This is a genomic window from Nostoc sp. DedSLP03 (genome assembly GCF_034530815.1).
In the GTDB taxonomy this organism is placed as follows: domain Bacteria; phylum Cyanobacteriota; class Cyanobacteriia; order Cyanobacteriales; family Nostocaceae; genus Nostoc.
Genome location: NZ_JAVRCK010000011.1, coordinates 55,784 through 73,502, shown reverse-complemented (window position 1 = coordinate 73,502; position 17,719 = coordinate 55,784). Strand labels below are relative to the sequence as shown.

The window sequence follows — 17,719 nt, the reverse complement described above, 5'->3', positions numbered from 1 at the left end:
CTTTAACCTTTACCCTTTTCCCCTCTCTTGCAAAAAGCACTTTTGCAAGAGGTCTACTTATCGCCCTCAAGTCTAAGTACTAGGGAGGATTTATGATGAATAACTAACTGATAAATAATTGGGGGAGAAAGCTATAGCTAGAATTATGGAAACTAAACAGCTAGGAAAAACTGGTATCTTGGTAAGTGCGATTGGTTTGGGTGGTATGCCCATGTCAATTGCTAATCGTCCTTCTGAATCGGAATCAATCCAAGTTATTCATCGGGCTTTGGATTTGGGTATTACATTTATTGACACAGCCGATTCTTACTGCAAAGATGAGTCAGATAAGCACCACAATGAACAGTTAATTCACAAGGCACTTAGTAGTTACAAAGGCGATGTTAGCCAAGTAATTGTAGCAACTAAGGGCGGGTTGATGCGTCCCAATGGTAACTGGACAAGCAACGGCAACCCAGAACATTTGCGCCAAACAATTCGAGCCAGTTTTGAGGCTTTGGGCGGTGCTAAACCCATCGATGTTTGGCAATACCATTCTCCCGATTCTAATTACACCATTGAAGAATCTCTTGCGCCAGTTAAAGAAGCAGTGGAGGCTGGTTTAATTCGGTTTGTAGGAGTTTCTAACTTTTCTGTTGAACAAATTAAACGGGCGCAGGATATCATCGATATTGTTTCAGTGCAGAATCAATACAGCCCTTGGCAGCGCCAGCCAGAAAATGACGGCGTATTAGAATATTGCGAACAGCAGGGATTGACCTTTTTACCTTGGAGTCCCTTTGGTGGTAGGCGTCGCCATCAAGACTTGCAAGATATTTCTGCGCTCGCTAAATTAGCTAAAGAAAAAGGCGTGTCGGTGTATAATATCGTTTTGGCGTGGTTGCGTTCCAAGTCGCCTGTTATTTTGCCTATTCCTGGTGCTAGCAAGGTTTCCAGCATCGAAGACTCAACGCGTGCTATCAACGTGAAATTATCTGACGAAGAAGTGCAAAAAATCGATCGAGCAACTTAATTATTCGGCGTTGCTAATTCAATCTATGAATCTGGGTTTAAAGACGTTGCCATGTAACGTTTTTACAAAGATTTTGAAATCACGCCAAATCATTTTCATACCTGAATTCAGCAACGCCAATTATTCCACTGGCTAACGTAAATATGGTAGAACTTGCCTATCAAAAAAGACATGATATTAGAAACACACCGCTTGCTAATGCGTGATTTTGTAGAGACAGATTTGCAGGCGGTTTTTGCTTATCAATCCGATCCTTTGTATTTGCGTTATAACTACTGGACACAACGCACACAGAACGATGTTTGTGAGTTTATCCAGATGTTTATCGATCAGCAAAAAGAGCAACCTCGGACTAAGTTTCAGTTAGCTGTTGTCCTCAAAGAAGAAAATCGGCTGATTGGCAATTGTGGTATCCGTGTAAACGATCCAGAAATGCGGGAAGCAAATATCGGCTATGAACTAAATACTCAATATTGGGGACAAGGTTATGCAACAGAAGCAGCACAGGCAATTTTAAAGTTTGGCTTTGAAGAACTGAGAATGCATCGTATCTGGTCTTGGTGTGTTTCAGAGAACATTGCTTCTGTAAAGGTATTAGAAAAAATTCGTATGCGTCGTGAAGGTCATCTGCGAGAAAAAGAGTTTATCAAAGGCAGATGGTACGACAACTTTCTTTACGCGATCCTTGAGCATGAATGGCAAGCGAACTAATATCGCTTCTATGAGCTACCTCAGAGACAATATCATAAATTACTGAGAAATTGAGGGTAAGACAAGTTCAAAGGATCGCACAGATGACCAACCCTATCTTCAATTTCTAAACAGCTACAGAACACGAACTATTAGCAGCAACGAGAAAAAAGTATCTGCGTTCTCGTAGACAAATAGCTACAGAGAAATTATCTCAGCAGGCAAACTTTCAGCCTGGAGGATTATCAGCTTTTATTTACAGTTCATAATCCCAAAATACTATGAATTGGTGTTTTTGTCTTGATATTTACCAATGCACCTGATGCTTGAAAAATTGAAGAAAACCTGACATTTTTGCTTTCCCTCTCAGAGAAAGTAACAGATAAAAATTAGTTAATTTTGGAGTCTAAAAAAATGCGATCGCTACTTTTAACTTTTGCTGAAAATCTAAATTTTTCTGAAAATCAGTTGGAGGAAATACTCTCACAGCCTCTAACTAAAGTTCTCAATTCACCTGAATTGCAACAAGAATTAAACAGCTTAGATACCAATTTGCTTAAGGAAACTTTACCCACCGCCGGAAGAGTTTTAGCTAAGGAATTACCACCTTTTTACAACTGGTTAAAAAATGAGTTGGGAGTCAAACGGGTTCCTGATAGTCCCGATCACACTACAAAATGGGTAATTGGTTTTGTCCATAATCAAGAAAGTTTAACTCATTTAGTTGAGTTACACCGTCCAGTACCTCGTCTGGCTTTAGAAGCTTCTATTCCCCGCTTGGTAGGGTTGTTTGAAGGTGTCGAAGATGCGCAAGTTCGGCAAGAATGGCAAAAAGCGATCGCAGCTCTATGTCTAGTTTTAGTTGTGGCTGCACGCGAACAAGATAAAGCAGCTGTAGCAGTCTGAATTGCTGTCTCCCGCATATAGTGGCGCACATCTGTGCGCCACTACTAATCTATATTTCCAGAAGCGATCGCATCCAATTTCTTAACATCAAGGATCGTAATCGTCCCACCTCGACGATAAGCAATTACTGACTTGAGACTTTTAATTAATCGCACGCATTCTTCGTAAGTAATGCCGCTACTTCGAGCCATCCGATAATAAGATAATTTAACTTTTAAACACTCGCCTTGTGGACTAGATTCAGTTCCAGATTCAACAATAAAATATTGAATTAATCTCGCAAGGCGAACAATCGCTCTTTCAGAAACTAATCCGTGAACTGTTTCATGTAATTGCTGAATCCGACTGTTAAAAACCATCAGCATTCGTAAGGCGATTTCCGGATTTTCGCCAATAGCTTTTAATAAAACATCTCGCTCTACAGTGAGGATTTCACAATCAGATTCAGCAGTGACAGTTGCCGGAGAAATTCCATTTCCCAACAAAGCAGGAGCCGCAAAAATTTCCCCAGCAGCTAAGGCACGGAGAATTGTTTCTTTCCCCGTTGTTGCTGTTTTAGTAACTTGAATCGATCCACTGACAACAGCGTAGAGTTTTGCTGGTAAGCGATCGCCTTCATGGAGAATAATTTCTCCTTTGCGATAGCCTTGTACCTGAGTGTAAGGTTGCAAACCAATCTTATCTGCTGTTTTTAAACCCGCAAACACGATAATTTGCGAAAGTTGTTCCAGGGATGCCTGCATGATTAGCCTGATATTGCCCAGGCTGGACGATGATGAATCCAAGGATTAGCCGCTTCTAATTGTGCTGCTAGGCTGATGATTGTGGCTTCAGCGGCAGGTTTACCAATTAGCTGCACACTCATGGGTAAACCCTTACTATCAAAGCCAACAGGAATGGCGATCGCAGGTTGTCCAGTTGCATTCGCAGGCGGACAAGGAGCAACCCACTTAATAATATTTTGGAATGTCTCTTCTGGACTGAGCGAAGCCCATTCCCCAACGCGAATAGGTGAATGTAGATAAACTGGCAATACCAGCACATCCACAGTATCGAAAAATGCCACAATCTGACGTGCCACTACCTGCATTTGGGAAACCGCTTGCAGGTATTCTCCAACGGAACCTGTACGTGCAAATAGCCAGCGATTCAATGGCTGCAAAGCTTCAACAGGAAGTCCCGATGCAGCTACTCCAGCTTGCCAAACGATTTGAAATGGTTCAACTAAACCACTAAAATCTGGGGATTTTTGTTCAACGTGGTGGCCGAGTTGTTCTAATAACTGGACTGTTTGACGGACACCTTGCTGACAGTTGGCGTCAGCTTCTCCCAAAGGAGAAATACTAGTGTCAAAGGCAATTCGCAAAGCACCGAGTTTTGTCTCAGTAGCGGCGAGAAATGATGGTTCGGGATCTGGCAACCAGTAAGGATCGCCTGTCATGTACCCAGATATGGCATCCAAAAGGGCAGCAGCATCAGCGACAGTCCGGGCGATTGGCCCGTTGACGGCAATTCCAGCGAGGCGTTCGCCTACTGGTGCTTTACTCACCCTGCCCCTTGATGGTTTGAGTCCCACCAAACCACAACAAGCCGCAGGCCCCCGAATTGAACCACCGCCATCAGAACCTTGAGCGATCGCACACAGTCCCGCTGCTACCGCCGCCGCCGCACCACCACTGGAACCGCCAGGAGTGTATTCTAAATTCCACGGATTTCTCGCTGGGGTAAAACCCATAGGTTCGCTGTAGGGAAAAGAACCTAATTCGGAAGTAGCTGTTTTACCAAGAAGAGTAAATCCAGCTTGTTTAATGCGCGTTACAACCCCATCATCATAGTTAGGGATATTGTTCAGTAATGCCGGATTTCCATAAGTACAGGTAACGCCTGCTACAGCATTGAGGTCTTTAATAGAAATCGGTACGCCAAAAAATGGCGGTAGTTCTGAAGTAGTTGTTAATAATTCTGTTTTGGCTTTGGCATCTGCGATCGCTAATTCTGCCGTCACCGTAAAATAACTTCCTAATTGGGGATTTAATTGCCCAATCCTTTCTAAATATATTTCTACCAACTCTAGGGGTGATATTTCCCGGCGACGAATTAATTGCGCCAACTCTAGTGCTGGGGTAAATGCTAAATCAACTTCATTCATAGGTTAGTGAATGGGTAATTTTGTTTTTCTCTGGGATTTTTAAACTGAAATTGTTACTTTAGCAGGATTTCCGGGAACTATACATTTTATAGCTCCTGAGATTTGCCACTCATTTAGGATACTCAGATGCAATAGGCATGGTTACGTTCTTACTCAAGCCATTTTAATTGTTCTGCATAAACTTTCGACAAATCCCTAAAGGGTATTTATGGCTAACCTAGAAATACTTGTTAGTGAATTGCCAACATTGATTCAGAGTCTAAAACTTACTATTGGCGATTCTAATCAAATCATGGAACAAATTATCCCGATTAATAATGCTCAGGAAAAACTACGAAATATTAAAAAATTAATCGTTCAGGAATTGAGACTTGAGAACGTCAAAAATTCTGCGATCGCTACGCTTCCTCGAATAGGTACTGTAGGTGTTTTATTTATACCTAGTGGAGGATTAATCGATCCAGCGATCGCAGAGAAATTTGGAAATTCAGAAACTAAAATTTCATTGACTGATTTACAATCAAAAATTGATGATTGGCTTGAATGGGGTTATTTTCTGCAAGCGATCGCCGCTGATATTCTTAGTGATATTCAATTAGTAAATCAACTAAATTATGATATTATTAATTTAAGTATATCTAATCAACTTCAAACCTTGAATGAAAGTTTAAAAATTGACTTGGCCTTGGCTAAATTTAATATTTTAAAACATCAAATTGAAAAAATTAGCGATTCTCAAAAACAACTATTAAAGCTACAACAAAAACTAAATTATATTTTTGATACTATTAAAAATAGTCGCAACTTATTAAATATTTTATTAGGCGTATCAGCTTTTTATGGTAAATCTGGTTTTGCTCTAGAGTGGTTAGATGATGACCACGAATTAATCATATCAAGTGAGGGAAAATTTCAAGAATTGACAGATATTCTCAATGATTGTGATTATTTCCAAGAACAAATTGCTGCTTTAATTATTAGGGGTAATACTTTAACTCAACAGGGAGAACAAGCCCTGAAAAAGATTGAAGAGGAAAGTAGTAGAGAAGCAATCAGTAGCCAGAAAGTAGGAATATTAACAAAGTTTTCAACACCAAAAATAATACGTTCAGCTTTGATTATCGCTTCAAGTTTATTAGTCTTAACTTTTACTGGTTTAAAAATTAAAGAGCAAAATCTAAGTTTAACTCAAGAAACAAGTACGTTCGTCACAGACGATGACTCCGCCATCGCCAACTTTAAATCTGCTCAAAAACTTGGTATGGAGGCTGCTTCTCTAGTTCAAAAGCCACCGCATCCTCTAAAAGTCTGGCAAGAAGCAGAAACTAAATGGTATCATGCAATAATTTTATTAGATAACATTCCTGCTAAAACATCAGTTTATGACCGGGCAAAGAATAAATTAGCTTACTATCAAATTAACTATAAATCTATCAGTAAAAGAGTGCTAATTGAAAGGAAAGCTGTAGGAAACTTAGAATTAGCCCACAAGCTAGCAACAGAAGCTAATTTATTTAAAAATTCACCCCATTCACAACTAAGTCGGCAGCAAGCACAAAATAAATGGCGGCAAGCAATTAATTTGTTAGAAGCTATTCCAGAGAGTACGTCTGTCTTTGTGCAAGCTAAAGAGATGCTTTCTATTTACAAAACTAATTATGCAGGGACTAATCAACAGTCCTAAATCATTTGTGAAAAATTAGATAGGATTGCTATATAGCAGTTATTGAATGTTTTACAAATTGTGTTAAAAAAGTAAAGAGGTAAATCGCCCTGTTTCGACGCTTCACCTCTTTAAAAACAGATAATTACAACTAAACAATTACAGCTTAGAACGGTCAGTTAAAATCTCATAACCAGTCTCCGTTACCAAAACTGTATGCTCAAATTGAGCCGACAAAGAATTATCCATCGTGACTGCTGTCCAACGGTCAGACAATGTTCGTGTGTGTCTGGAACCCGCATTTAAAATTGGCTCAATTGCCAGCGTCATCCCCGCCCGGAGTTTAACATTTGGCATCTCACGAGTACGATAGTTGAATACTGAAGGTTCTTCATGCAGGTTACGACCGACACCGTGTCCAGTAAACTCTTCAACTATACTAAAGCCGTTAGCTTTCACATGGTCTTCAATTGCTCCAGCTAAGTCAAGGAGGTATACACCAGCCTTAACTTGTTCAATACCTTTATATAAAGCTTCTTCTGCTACACGAATTAATTTAGCAGCTTCTTGCGTCACTTCACCCACAGCAATTGAAATGCAAGAATCACCATGAAAGCCTTGGAAATAAGCACCCGTATCTACTTTTAATACATCCCCGACGCGAATCACTTTTTTGGGGCTAGGAATGCCATGTACTGCTTCATTATTAATACTGGAGCAAATAGAACCTGGAAAACCGTGATATCCTTTAAAACTCGGTGTTGCACCCATTTCGCGGATGCGTTTCTCTGCATAAGCATCCAAATCAGCTGTTGTCATTCCTGGTTTTACTAGCTCGGAAATTTCTTTTAGGACAGTTGCTACAATTGTCGATGATTGCCGCATGATTTCAATTTCACGCGGCGATTTAATTTCAATTCCTCGGCGCTGTTTTTTCGCAGGTGCAGGCTGAGTCGCTTGAGAAAGTAAGTTACTGAAAATGTTCATGGGAAATTAATAATTACTGGTGGCTGTGACGCTGAAGTATCAATGCTTTCTCTAAGTTAATTGAGAAATAATATCTATAATTTAAGTTATTTTAATCTTTGATAGGGATTCTTCTATTTTGGGCGCTAATGTATATAGAATAACATATTGGCATACTCCTGATGTGTTGGACTGGAATCAAAAACGCCCTAAGTTCTTTTTCAGAACGCACTATGGGAGTTAGTACAGTTTTGTCTAAAATGAGGGTTGAAATTTAAACGCTCCAGGGGCACAAAGGTAAGCCCAGAGGTACGCAGAGAATTTAACACAATTATCTTTAATTTTTAATTCTTGATGGCAATCTCTCCAGTCATACCTGCTTCTGTATGTCCTGGTATTGTACAACGTAAGCCATAAGTACCAGATTTCAGGGGCACAAATACCCATTCGGCTTCCGCACTGGGCTTGAGTTCCAGTTCGTGAATGGCTCCTTTGATTTCTACTTTGCCTGCTTCAACTTTTTGTGTCCAGATGCCATCGGCAAAATCTTTAGCAGTAAAATAGTGCTTCAGTTGGCTGGGATTAGTAAGCCGTAGTTGATAGCGTTTGCCAACCTCAAATTCCAAATGATTTGGCTCAAATTTGAGTTCGTCAGCCGCATTACCCAAGCTAACTGTAATTTCTGTAGCTGGTTGCTTGAGCAAATCAAAAGATTTATTCGCCGCCATTGCTGGAGTAGCAGCGATGAAATTTAGAGCTATAAGCAACGTTAATATCACGTAGTTCGGTCGTAATATTTGCACCCAAGTATGAATTGTAAAAGTAAGGGATTTAATTACAATTTCGTAAAAATAGTTATAGATTTTCATCACTAATTCTCAAAAGGCAATGCTGATGAGCAATAACGATTAATAGGTAGCGGGGAAAACCATTTTACCTATTCTTTATATTATCCATGCCTAGTGCCTATCTCTACCTAATACTTTTCTCTGCTAACACAGATGGCCCAGCAGTAACGACTACGATTTGATCTGGGTGGAGTAACTCACGAGCCGCTTGATTAACTTGAGTAAGGGTGACTTTCTGGATTTTATCAGTGAAAGAGTGCAATTCTACTTTATCTAGTCCGTACACCTCATTCATCAGAATTCTATCTGTTAATTCCTCTGGGTTTGCTAGGGAAACGTTGTAGTTGCTCATCAGGGTGCGTTTAGCTGTTTCTACTTCGAGTGCAGTGACGCCTTGTTGATGGATTTGCTGTAGTATTTGGCGGGTACTAGCGATCGCTTTACTGCTATCTTCAGGACTAGTCTGCATCTCAATCAAAAATGTCCCTACATTCTTAAGAGCTTGGAAGGAGCTATAAATTCCATAGCTCAAACCTTGGCGATCGCGCACTTCTGCACCTAGTCTACTAGATAAGGTATCGCCTCCCAATATCTGGTTTAATACTAAGGCTGCATGAAATCGAGGATCGTAACGGTTAATACCTGTGTAACCCATATAAGTTACAGCTTGGGCTTTATCTGGTAAAACTGGGTTGACACTCACCATTTTCTTTGGCATTGCCACCGGGGGATATTTTAATGTGGGTGCTTGGCCGCTAACTTCCCAGTCTCCAAACTTATTTTTTATCAGCGATCGCACTTTGTCTAGATCGAAATCTCCTACCAGCGCTAGCACTGTTGTATCTGGGCGATAATGTTTAGTTTTAAAATCAATCACATCCTGGCGCTGAATCTGCTGTAAACTCTCCTCTGTAGGGAAAGTATGTAAGGGGTGTTTTTTCGGGTAAATTGACTGAACAAATACTCTTCTAGCTACTTCTGATGGCTCATCTAATTCCTGTTGTAGCTCAGTTAAAGTTTGTTCGCGATGCAGTTCCAACTCTTTGCTTGGAAAGGTACTATTTTTAATAACATCTGCTAGTATCTCCACAAGTATTGGTAGGTCTTCTGCTAAACTATCACCTTCAATATGCACACCTTCGCGGTAGGTTTGAAAGTCTAAACTTGCCCCTCGTTCTCCTAAGACTTTAGCAATAGTTAAAACATCCTTGCTCTTAGTGCCATTTAGCAAATTATCTGCCACAAAAGCAGCCAATCCAGCTTTGCTCTCTGGATCGAATTCTGTCCCAGCTTGAATATAACCGCTCAAGGTAACGGTGGGAGTACTGCGATCGGGTAACAGTAATATCCGCAATCCGTTAGTCAATTTAAATTCCTGGGGTAAGACTTGGGCAATCGCATCTGTAGCCAAATCCACCGACGGTAAGTATTTCATCACCTCAGAAAAAAGCACAGGTGCGCCAGGAGAGAAATTTTCTGTAGTTTGGGCTGAGTCTGGTTTGTCAGCAACTTCTGTTATCCGCTTCTGGGTTGGTTCAAAAAATCCTACTGTCCGCGCTTCTTTTGTCAAGTATTTGTTAATCACAGCAACAACATCCGTCGGCTTCACCAAACGAACAGCTGCCAAATAGCGGTCTGTGTAGCGATAATCACCAACAGTTGTCTCATCAGTTCCCAATCGCATTGCTTGAGAGGTGATATCACGGTTACTCAAAATTACATCTGCTGTTAATTGAGTTTTGGCTCGTTCTACTTCCTCGGATGTCACACCTTTTTCTGCTACATTAGCGATCGCACTACTCAACATTGAGTCAATTTTTTTCAAATCTTGTTTAGCTCCAGCCGTTACCAACAACTCATACCAGCCAGATTCTCGCAAACTGGTGACGGATGCTGTAAGTTCACTAGCTAAACCTGATTCCACCAATGCCTGATAAAGTCTAGAATTCCGTCCCTCTGTCAAGATGTAATCCATCACATCCAGCGCCGGGACATCCGGTTGATTTGCATCCGGTAACGGATACACAACTTGTAACAGCCGCCCTGCTCCCGGTTCTCGCAATACAATGGGAGTGCTGAGTGAGGTAGATGGGGTAAAAGTATTTTTACTGCTAACTCCTAACTCCTCACTCCTAACTCTTAGCTCCTCACTCTTAACTTTTTTTGGTAATTTGCCAAATACTTCTTTAATTGTTTCAAGAGTATTTGCAGTTTGAAAATCTCCCACAATCACTAAGACAGCATTATCGGGACTGTAAAAATTGCGGTAATATTTTTCTACCTGCTCGACTTCAAATTTCTCAACATCAGCTTTGGTGCCACCTACAGGCAACCCATAAGCATGATTGGGAAACGCCGCTTGCATGACAGCGCGGTTGAGGCGATATTCTGGACTATTTTCGTAACCCTGCAACTCGGAAATTACTACCCGCTTTTCACTGGCTAATTGCTCCGGCTCAATCTGGGAATTTCGCATTCTGTCTGCTTCTAGCACCAAGAGCGCTTTCAGCTTGTTTCGTTCCACAGTACCGTAATATGCAGTTTGGTCATAGCTGGTAAAAGCATTAGAATCACTACCTAAAGCACTAAACAAACGTCCAAATTGAATTGGACGATTGCGAGTGCCTTTAAACATCATGTGTTCCAATTGGTGGGCAATGCCATTCACGCCTGGTTCTTCGTTACGCGAGCCAACCTTGTACCACACCTGCACCGTCACCACTGGCGCAGTATGGACTTCCTTTGTCAGAACAGTTAGACCATTCTCCAGCACTGTCTTGCGGACATTTTCTGTCAGTGTTGAGGGCATTATTCTTTTTGCTAGCAAGGTTGACTGATATTTTTCTTTGTTAGTAAATATAACTGGATGTTGGCTATGAGCAGGTCGATCGCTCAACAAAAAAACAGCTACTAGCCATAAACTTAAAAGTAATAGCGGCAAGGGATATTTATCAAATTTAGAATAAAATTTGATAAATCCATACATGTATTTAGCGGATTTATCTGTAAATTAAGTTACATAGTTATTTTGAGGAATGACTACACTCTAATCTGACGAAAAAATCTGTGACTTCAGTAACAATACAGAAAAACAATATATTAGCAACAAAGCTAATAAAAAAGCTAAATTACGGGAGTTTTGCTAAAATCCGAATGAATTCCAGAGGTAAGCCATCAGTATCGGCGATGAAAGCCACTTCGTAAATGCGATCGCCTATTTGCTGTTGTGTCGGTTCTAAAAGCACCTTCAACGGTTCTAATCCTTCGGTTTGACTTTCAGTAGCTACTAATACACGTTCTTGCAAATTTGTCAACCAGCTAGGTAAATCTGGTGTAATTTCAGTTAAATCGAACGAGAGATGATAATACCCTACATAATGTTCGTCAGCAAAAGCATCTGGGGCTGGTTTTGGTTCGGGAATTTGGATCAGTTCAATTCTGCCGCCCAATCCTTCCATCCAGCAAGCTAAGGTGTAGCCTGTGGTAAAGCGTTCTGAGATTGTAAACCCTAGAAGTTCGTAGAAAGCGATCGCTCGATGAATATTCGCAGTCCGAATAGAAGCGTGGTGCATATTAATCCTTAGTCCTTAGTCCTTAGTCATTTGTCCTTTGTTATTCACTAATGACAAATGACTAATGACAAATGACCATTACTCAAACAACCTGAAATAAGGGTAGCGTACAGGGACACCAGGCTCTTTTTCCAAGTCAAAATTAATCACTTCCCAACAGGCATCATCTGAGCTATCGGGGCTAAACTCCACGGGTAAACCGTACAAACGCGCCGCAGTAGCTTCTGATTGTCCAGAACGCCAAGGCGTGCTACGTTCTAAGTAGCCACTCATCAATTCCTGATAGCGTCGAGCAATAATTACTCGTGTTGCTCGAAAACCTTGGGTATAGAGCTTGTCTAATGCTTCGTGAATTTCAAAGCGAATACCATCAGGATGAGTATGTTGTCTATACCATTCATTATTCCACCTCCGCCAATGACGCCCCGATTGCAAATGGATTAACTCTCCATTTTTCGGATTAGCTTCAAACGCGCCATGACGCGGACACAGATAGGTATCTGTGAGTGTCAACGCCGGAATAGTCTGGCGACAATGGGGACACTGTATTTCCGGCCCAAACATTGGGTACTGCAAACCTGGATTCATCATGAAGTGCGTACAAACATAGTTTTGTCTTCACCAGCACTAGTGGGTTGGATTATACACTTCGGCTCAACCACTTTGGGTTACTTGCTCGCTGCTGCATAGACACGGTGTTGCGGCAGGAACATTGTTCACTAGTGTTTTCCTCAGCGTAGAGGCTTGACGCTGTGATATCCTGGTTGTGCAACCAGCCTCAAAGGTTGGAGTTTCTCCAGTGTTCCTGGGTACCATATTCATATTCTATCGTGTCTACCGCTTCTTACTGGACATCTCCTGATTTTTCTCAAGCTGCCTTCATTGCGAGCAATGCTGTTGTTATGGGTTCGGTAAATATAGCAACAGGAGTGAGCATTTGGTATGGAGCAGTGGTGAGGGGAGATGTAGAACAAATTGAAATTGGCGAATGCACAAATATTCAGGATGGTGCAATTTTACATGGTGATGCTGGTTTTCCAACAATCTTAGAAGATCATGTTACCGTAGGGCATCGCGCTGTAGTACATTCTGCCTACATTGAACGTGGAAGTTTGATTGGCATTGGCGCAGTGATTTTAGATGGGGTACGAGTGGGCGCTGGTAGCATTATTGGTGCTGGCGCAGTGGTAACTAAAAATGTACCGCCTTTGTCATTAGTTGTCGGTATTCCAGGTAAAGTATTACGGCAAGTAACAGATGTTGAAGCCGCAGAACTGATTGAACACGCTAAACGTTACCAAAAGTTAGCTTTAGTTCATGCTGGTAAGGGTACTGATATTGGTTTTAGCAAGGCTTAGAGAGTAGGGAGTGGGGAGGCAGGGGGCAGGGGAGGCAGAGGAGGCAGGGGGAGCAGGGGAAAAGGTTAAAGGTTAAAGGGAAAAGGAAGAAATTTAATCTTTCCCCTTACCCCTTTCCCTTTCCCCATTCCCCAATGCCCAATGCCCCATAATTTAAACATTCTTTACATTTGGATTTGGAAAAATTGCCCACTTCAGCTAAAAATAAAAATGAGAGCTGTTGACAAAACTTTAATTTCTACTTAAAAGAGGGGTTCTTAGATATGGATATCGATTTTCGTATAGCGATCGTTTTAGCACCAGTAGTCATTGCTGCTAGTTGGGCAGTGTTTAATATTGGCGCTGCGGCTTTAAGACAATTTCAAGGCTTTTTCGATAGAGAAGCTTAAATTCATTGATGGGGCATGGGGACATTAGGCATTGGGCATTGGGTTTAGTAGTCCCCCTTGTCCCCCCTATCCGCTTGTGTCTTACCCTGCAAGAAGCTAAAGCTACATCTTTCCCAATCTTTTTATTCAATTTTGAATTTTGAATGCGTGAATTTTGAATTGATTTCTCCCACTCTCATTCCTTGGATATCGATTCTGTAATACAACCCCTGCAACGCTTTGGTGTCCATTTGGGACTAGATCGCATTGTCAACCTCTTGGCAAATCTCGGCAATCCCCATCACCAAGTCCCGGTAATTCATGTTGCTGGCACTAATGGCAAAGGTTCAGTCTGTGCCTATATTTCCTCAGTACTCACAGAGGCTGGTTATCGTACAGGACGCTACACTTCACCCCATCTAGTTGATTGGACGGAACGTATTTGTTTGAACGAACAGCAAATTTCCTCTGAGGAATTGAGTCAATTATTAGAAAAAGTCCAAGCGGTTATTCGTCATCAGGACGAATCGGCAACTCAATTTGAAGTAATTACGGCGGCTGCTTGGTTATATTTTGCCCAGCAGCAAGTTGATGTGGCTGTGGTAGAAGTAGGACTGGGAGGGCGCTTGGATGCAACCAATGTCTGCTTGGAACCTTTGGTTACACTCATTACTTCTATTAGTCGGGAACACTGGCAGCAACTTGGCCCTACCGTCGCTGACATTGCTAGAGAAAAAGCAGGTATTCTGAAACCTAGATGTCCCGTTGTGGTTGGGCCATTACCACCAGAGGCAGACCAAGTGGTGCGATCGCGCGCCTTAGAATTACAATGTCCAATTTTTACACCTCAACCCGCCCGTGAAATTGCTACAGGATGGGCAGAATATAAAACAATTCAAAATTCTAATTTAATTAAATATCCGTTGCCGTTAGCCGGACAAATTCAGTTAACTAATTCAGCTTTGGCAATAGCTGCTTTAGAAATTCTCCAACAACAAGGTTGGCAGATTTCAGAAGAAGCCATAATTAACGGTATGGCCAAAACTAAATGGCCGGGGCGGATGCAATGGATTACTTGGAACAAGCATAAATTATTACTTGATGGCGCTCATAATACCGGCGCCGCTCAAGTTCTCCGCCAATATATTGATAGCTTAGACGCAGTTAACCTCAAACCCGTAAATTGGGTTATGGGAATGTTTGCCGATAAGGATCATGCTGATATTTTTACCGCATTACTGCGACCAGGCGATCGCCTTTATTTAGTGCCAATACCAGTAGAACCTTGGCCCGGTAGAACTTCTGCGGATCTAGACTACTTATCAAACCTAGCTTACAGCATCTGTCCCGAATTAAGCGATCGCCAAATCCATCCAGATTTATTCACAGCATTAGAGGCTGCAACCTCAACCGCTACCACAGACGATTTAATCGTTTTGTGTGGTTCCCTTTATTTAATCGGCGACTTTTTACAAATGAGGAATAGGGAATAGGGAGATGAGGGAGCAGGGGAGCAGGGGGGCAGGAGAAAAGGTTAAAGGTTAAAGGGAAAAGGAATAAATTTAATCTTTCCCCATTTCCCCTTACCCTTTTCCCTTACCCTTTCCCCATGCCCAATGCCCAAATTTATCTTTGATTCCACTCCTGCGCCGCATCTTCTACAGCTTTATCTACAGTTTTCTGTCCTAACATTGCTGCTTGCAAGTTTTCGTAAACTGCTTTTTGAAGTTTATTAAAATCCTTCAATGTCGGGGTCAATATTTCTGCCTTTGGCAGTTCTTGAGCACTCATTACTCTTGCTTTTTCTATTGTTGAAGCATTAGCTGGAACATCTTTAAAGTAACTATCAGACAATGCTTTGATTGTAGAAGGCAGAACATTTGCAGCTTTAGCAAAGGCTAACTGATTTTCGTCATTGGTGACAAATAAAGCAAACTTCACAGCGCCATCTGGTTGTTTGCTATCGCGGGGAATAACTATGTTCATCACCGCGACATTTTTCTTGCCTGTGTCACCAGTGAGTTGAGGTGCTATTTCCGAAGCTTGAGCAATTTTTGGGGCATTATTAGCGATCGTTTTTAGGAACTCTGGTCCAGAAGCTAGAAACGCAGTCTCTCCAGATTGGTATAAATCGATCGCGTGGCGATGTCCTTGAGTTAAAGCCTCTTTAGGAAGCAAACCTTTTTTATACAAGTCTACCCAATACTGAAACGCGGCTTTCCCTGGTGCTGAATTAAACGCCGCTTTACCCTCAGCATCTATTAAAGTGACTCCCATTTGCACGAAAGATTCCAGCACTTCACCAGAATCTTGCGGTACGAAAGTTACAAAAAAGGCATATTTTCCCGTCTTCTCTTTAATTTGTTGCGCTGCTTGTGCTAATTCTGCGTAGGTTACGGGGACTTTATTGATACCTGCCTGTTTTAATAAATCAGTGTTATAAATGGTTAACCGTGTGGTGAGATACCAGGGAATCCCAAAACTCTTGCCATTAAGCGTGCTTGCTTTCCAGATATTCGGCAGATAGGAGGAACGTATATCATTCGGGACTTTCGCATCCAAATCTAACCAAGCATTTCGTCCGGCAAGCTGAGAAGCAAAACCCGGATTCAAGTTAACTACATCAGGTGGCGTTTTTGCGGAGACAGCTGTTAATATTTTGTTCTCCATTGCCGCCCAAGGTACATCAACCCAGTTAATCTTTATACCTGGATTTTGCGATTCAAAATTCGCAATTAGGCTTTTGAAGTAGTCGGTAAATTGAGGTTGGAGTTGCATTGTCCAAAACTCAACAGTTCCCGCTCCTGAAGTAGCTTGTTTTGTACTTGTATTAACATTACCTATGCTGCAACTTATAACCCAACTGGTTATTAAGCCAAGCAGTACCAAAGCAACAAGTTGTTTAAATTTTCGCAATTGAATCATTTTCCCAGTATTTTTACGCTTGATCGGTGTGAAAAGCTTAGACAGAATTGTTGAGATTATAGGCTAAATAAATTACCCGTAAAGACGTAATATATAACGCCTTTACTGCAACAAATTTAAATTTTCAATTTAGCAGTCCAGCGGGCACAACTGTGGTAAAAAGCTTCAATAGTCTGTTTGGCAAATCGAAAAAAGGAGTAGGCATTGAGCTTGCTCCCGAACGAGTGAATGTAGTTCAGCTACGCAAACAGGGTCAAGGTTTGAAATTAGAAACCTATACATCGGTAGCAGTTCCAGAAGGGATAGTTATCGATGGTCAAATCAATGACCCTCCAGCAATGGCGCAATTAATCCAGCAAGCGCTAGCTGAGAGCAAAATCAAAACTTCTCGCGTTGCTACTGGTGTACCAGGACGAGATTCTATCGTTCGGATTATACCAGTGCCAGCAGAGTTAGACGATAAAGAACTGCGAGAAATGGTGCTGAACCATGAAGCAGGTTTGTATTTACCCTATCCTCGTGAAGAGGCTGATGTAGATTATCAGAAACTTGGGTATTTTGTAGATGAAGATGGCATTGAAAAAGTACACGTACTCCTAGTTGCCACCCGCAAGGAGATCACGGATACCTATATAAGTACCTTCGAGCAGGCAGGATTACAAATTGATGTTTTAGAAATTAACAGTTTTGCTCTAATTCGGACTATTCGCGAACAACTGCGACAATTTGGGCCGCAAGAAGCAGCAGTACTAGTTGATATCGAGTTCGATAGTACAGAAATAGCCATCATCGTTAACGGAGTGCCGCAATTTTCGCGCACAGTCCCCATCGGGACTTATCAAATGCAAACTGCCTTAGCAAGGACAATGAGCTTACCTACATCACGAGATATGGAACTGTTACACGGAATGGTTATTCCTGCAACTCCCATAGACGGCGGTAAAACAGGCGTTACCGAACTCGATCCTGGCATGGCTGCCATATTGAGAGTCTTGGGGGAACTAACGGATGAACTGCGCCGTTCTATCGATTTTTACCTGAATCAAAGTGAAAATTTGGAGGTAGCGCAGATTTTATTAGCCGGGCCAGGAGGTGGACTTCAGCAGCTAGATGAATTTTTTACCCAACGATTGAGTTTGCCAACTACCCAAATAGATCCAATTGGGTCTTTATCTTTGGAAGTTGACACTGATAAATATCCACAGGTACAACGCTCTGGCTTGGCGATCGTACTAGGTCTAGGAATGCGGGAGGTGTAATAA

General features: G+C 41.6%; 16 protein-coding genes. 8 read left to right on the top strand and 8 right to left on the bottom strand.

Going from position 1 to position 17,719, the window contains the following annotated elements; all coding sequences use genetic code 11:
- Window positions 1-145: 145 nt before the first annotated feature.
- The 3 genes from RM368_RS07785 (at window position 146) to RM368_RS07775 (ending at window position 2,608) form a co-directional block, all read left to right on the top strand.
- Entirely contained in the window at window positions 146-1,012 is an 867-nt protein-coding gene (locus tag RM368_RS07785; protein WP_322693547.1) for an aldo/keto reductase, read from the top strand.
- A 171-nt stretch (window positions 1,013-1,183) separates the two neighbouring features.
- Entirely contained in the window at window positions 1,184-1,723 is a 540-nt protein-coding gene (locus tag RM368_RS07780) for a GNAT family protein (RefSeq protein ID WP_322693546.1), read from the top strand.
- 393 nt (window positions 1,724-2,116) lie between these two features.
- On the top strand, window positions 2,117-2,608 hold the full coding sequence (locus RM368_RS07775; protein ID WP_322693545.1) for a hypothetical protein: 492 nt from the start codon (window positions 2,117-2,119) through the stop codon (window positions 2,606-2,608).
- A 44-nt stretch (window positions 2,609-2,652) separates the two neighbouring features.
- Here the strand turns inward: RM368_RS07775 and RM368_RS07770 are convergent, their stop codons facing one another.
- Together RM368_RS07770 and RM368_RS07765 are read right to left on the bottom strand one after the other, a co-directional pair.
- On the bottom strand, window positions 2,653-3,351 hold the full coding sequence (locus RM368_RS07770) for a Crp/Fnr family transcriptional regulator (RefSeq protein ID WP_322693544.1): 699 nt from the start codon (window positions 3,349-3,351) through the stop codon (window positions 2,653-2,655).
- A 2-nt stretch (window positions 3,352-3,353) separates the two neighbouring features.
- Window positions 3,354-4,757, bottom strand: coding sequence for an amidase (locus tag RM368_RS07765; RefSeq protein WP_322693543.1), 1,404 nt, complete (start codon window positions 4,755-4,757; stop codon window positions 3,354-3,356).
- A gap of 208 nt (window positions 4,758-4,965) precedes the next feature.
- On the opposite strand from RM368_RS07765, the gene RM368_RS07760 reads away from it, so the two are divergent.
- The gene (locus RM368_RS07760) at window positions 4,966-6,441 is read left to right on the top strand and encodes a hypothetical protein (RefSeq protein ID WP_322693542.1); all 1,476 of its coding nucleotides are present in this window, start codon (window positions 4,966-4,968) and stop codon (window positions 6,439-6,441) included.
- A 138-nt stretch (window positions 6,442-6,579) separates the two neighbouring features.
- On the opposite strand, the gene map is transcribed toward RM368_RS07760, so the two are convergent.
- The 5 genes from map to RM368_RS07735 form a co-directional block, all read right to left on the bottom strand.
- Window positions 6,580-7,407, bottom strand: a complete 828-nt coding sequence (map, locus tag RM368_RS07755) for a type I methionyl aminopeptidase (protein WP_322693541.1) — start codon at window positions 7,405-7,407, stop codon at window positions 6,580-6,582.
- A gap of 323 nt (window positions 7,408-7,730) precedes the next feature.
- The gene (locus RM368_RS07750) at window positions 7,731-8,255 is read right to left on the bottom strand and encodes a plastocyanin/azurin family copper-binding protein (RefSeq protein ID WP_322693540.1); all 525 of its coding nucleotides are present in this window, start codon (window positions 8,253-8,255) and stop codon (window positions 7,731-7,733) included.
- Between the two features lie 103 nt (window positions 8,256-8,358).
- Window positions 8,359-11,220, bottom strand: coding sequence for a pitrilysin family protein (locus tag RM368_RS07745; protein WP_322693539.1), 2,862 nt, complete (start codon window positions 11,218-11,220; stop codon window positions 8,359-8,361).
- A 142-nt stretch (window positions 11,221-11,362) separates the two neighbouring features.
- Window positions 11,363-11,806 carry a VOC family protein gene (locus RM368_RS07740; RefSeq protein WP_322693538.1) on the bottom strand — a complete coding sequence of 148 codons (444 nt, stop codon included), beginning with the start codon at window positions 11,804-11,806 and terminating at the stop codon, window positions 11,363-11,365.
- Window positions 11,807-11,884: 78 nt separating this feature from the next.
- Window positions 11,885-12,397: a TIGR02652 family protein gene (locus RM368_RS07735; protein WP_322693537.1), complete on the bottom strand. Its 513-nt coding sequence runs from the start codon at window positions 12,395-12,397 to the stop codon at window positions 11,885-11,887.
- A 239-nt stretch (window positions 12,398-12,636) separates the two neighbouring features.
- Here RM368_RS07735 and RM368_RS07730 point away from each other — a divergent pair, with 239 nt between their 5' ends.
- The 3 genes from RM368_RS07730 to RM368_RS07720 all read left to right on the top strand — a co-directional run bounded on the left by RM368_RS07730 (window position 12,637) and on the right by RM368_RS07720 (window position 15,025).
- A complete protein-coding gene (locus RM368_RS07730) occupies window positions 12,637-13,164 on the top strand; it encodes a gamma carbonic anhydrase family protein (RefSeq protein ID WP_322693536.1) in 528 nt (175 codons plus the stop codon).
- A gap of 263 nt (window positions 13,165-13,427) precedes the next feature.
- The gene (locus RM368_RS07725; RefSeq protein ID WP_322671746.1) at window positions 13,428-13,553 is read left to right on the top strand and encodes a photosystem II protein Y; all 126 of its coding nucleotides are present in this window, start codon (window positions 13,428-13,430) and stop codon (window positions 13,551-13,553) included.
- A 182-nt stretch (window positions 13,554-13,735) separates the two neighbouring features.
- Entirely contained in the window at window positions 13,736-15,025 is a 1,290-nt protein-coding gene (locus RM368_RS07720; protein WP_322693535.1) for a folylpolyglutamate synthase/dihydrofolate synthase family protein, read from the top strand.
- Window positions 15,026-15,158: 133 nt separating this feature from the next.
- On the opposite strand, the gene RM368_RS07715 is transcribed toward RM368_RS07720, so the two are convergent.
- Window positions 15,159-16,457 (bottom strand): sugar ABC transporter substrate-binding protein, encoded by a 1,299-nt coding sequence (locus RM368_RS07715; RefSeq protein ID WP_322693534.1) that lies wholly within the window; start codon window positions 16,455-16,457, stop codon window positions 15,159-15,161.
- Between the two features lie 152 nt (window positions 16,458-16,609).
- Between RM368_RS07715 and RM368_RS07710 the strand changes: the two genes are divergently transcribed.
- Entirely contained in the window at window positions 16,610-17,716 is a 1,107-nt protein-coding gene (locus RM368_RS07710; protein ID WP_322693533.1) for a type IV pilus biogenesis protein PilM, read from the top strand.
- The last annotated feature ends 3 nt before the right edge of the window (window positions 17,717-17,719 follow it).

Bases quoted from the DNA above. Each gene is read 5' to 3' on its own strand.
- RM368_RS07785 (WP_322693547.1), top strand. From the start codon at position 146: ATGGAAACTAAACAGCTAGGAAAAACTGGTATCTTGGTAAGTGCGATT.
- RM368_RS07780 (WP_322693546.1), top strand. From the start codon at position 1,184: ATGATATTAGAAACACACCGCTTGCTAATGCGTGATTTTGTAGAGACA.
- RM368_RS07775 (WP_322693545.1), top strand. From the start codon at position 2,117: ATGCGATCGCTACTTTTAACTTTTGCTGAAAATCTAAATTTTTCTGAA.
- RM368_RS07770 (WP_322693544.1), bottom strand. From the start codon at position 3,351: ATGCAGGCATCCCTGGAACAACTTTCGCAAATTATCGTGTTTGCGGGT.
- RM368_RS07765 (WP_322693543.1), bottom strand. From the start codon at position 4,757: ATGAATGAAGTTGATTTAGCATTTACCCCAGCACTAGAGTTGGCGCAA.
- RM368_RS07760 (WP_322693542.1), top strand. From the start codon at position 4,966: ATGGCTAACCTAGAAATACTTGTTAGTGAATTGCCAACATTGATTCAG.
- map (WP_322693541.1), bottom strand. From the start codon at position 7,407: ATGAACATTTTCAGTAACTTACTTTCTCAAGCGACTCAGCCTGCACCT.
- RM368_RS07750 (WP_322693540.1), bottom strand. From the start codon at position 8,255: ATGAAAATCTATAACTATTTTTACGAAATTGTAATTAAATCCCTTACT.
- RM368_RS07745 (WP_322693539.1), bottom strand. From the start codon at position 11,220: ATGTATGGATTTATCAAATTTTATTCTAAATTTGATAAATATCCCTTG.
- RM368_RS07740 (WP_322693538.1), bottom strand. From the start codon at position 11,806: ATGCACCACGCTTCTATTCGGACTGCGAATATTCATCGAGCGATCGCT.
- RM368_RS07735 (WP_322693537.1), bottom strand. From the start codon at position 12,397: ATGATGAATCCAGGTTTGCAGTACCCAATGTTTGGGCCGGAAATACAG.
- RM368_RS07725 (WP_322671746.1), top strand. From the start codon at position 13,428: ATGGATATCGATTTTCGTATAGCGATCGTTTTAGCACCAGTAGTCATT.
- RM368_RS07715 (WP_322693534.1), bottom strand. From the start codon at position 16,457: ATGATTCAATTGCGAAAATTTAAACAACTTGTTGCTTTGGTACTGCTT.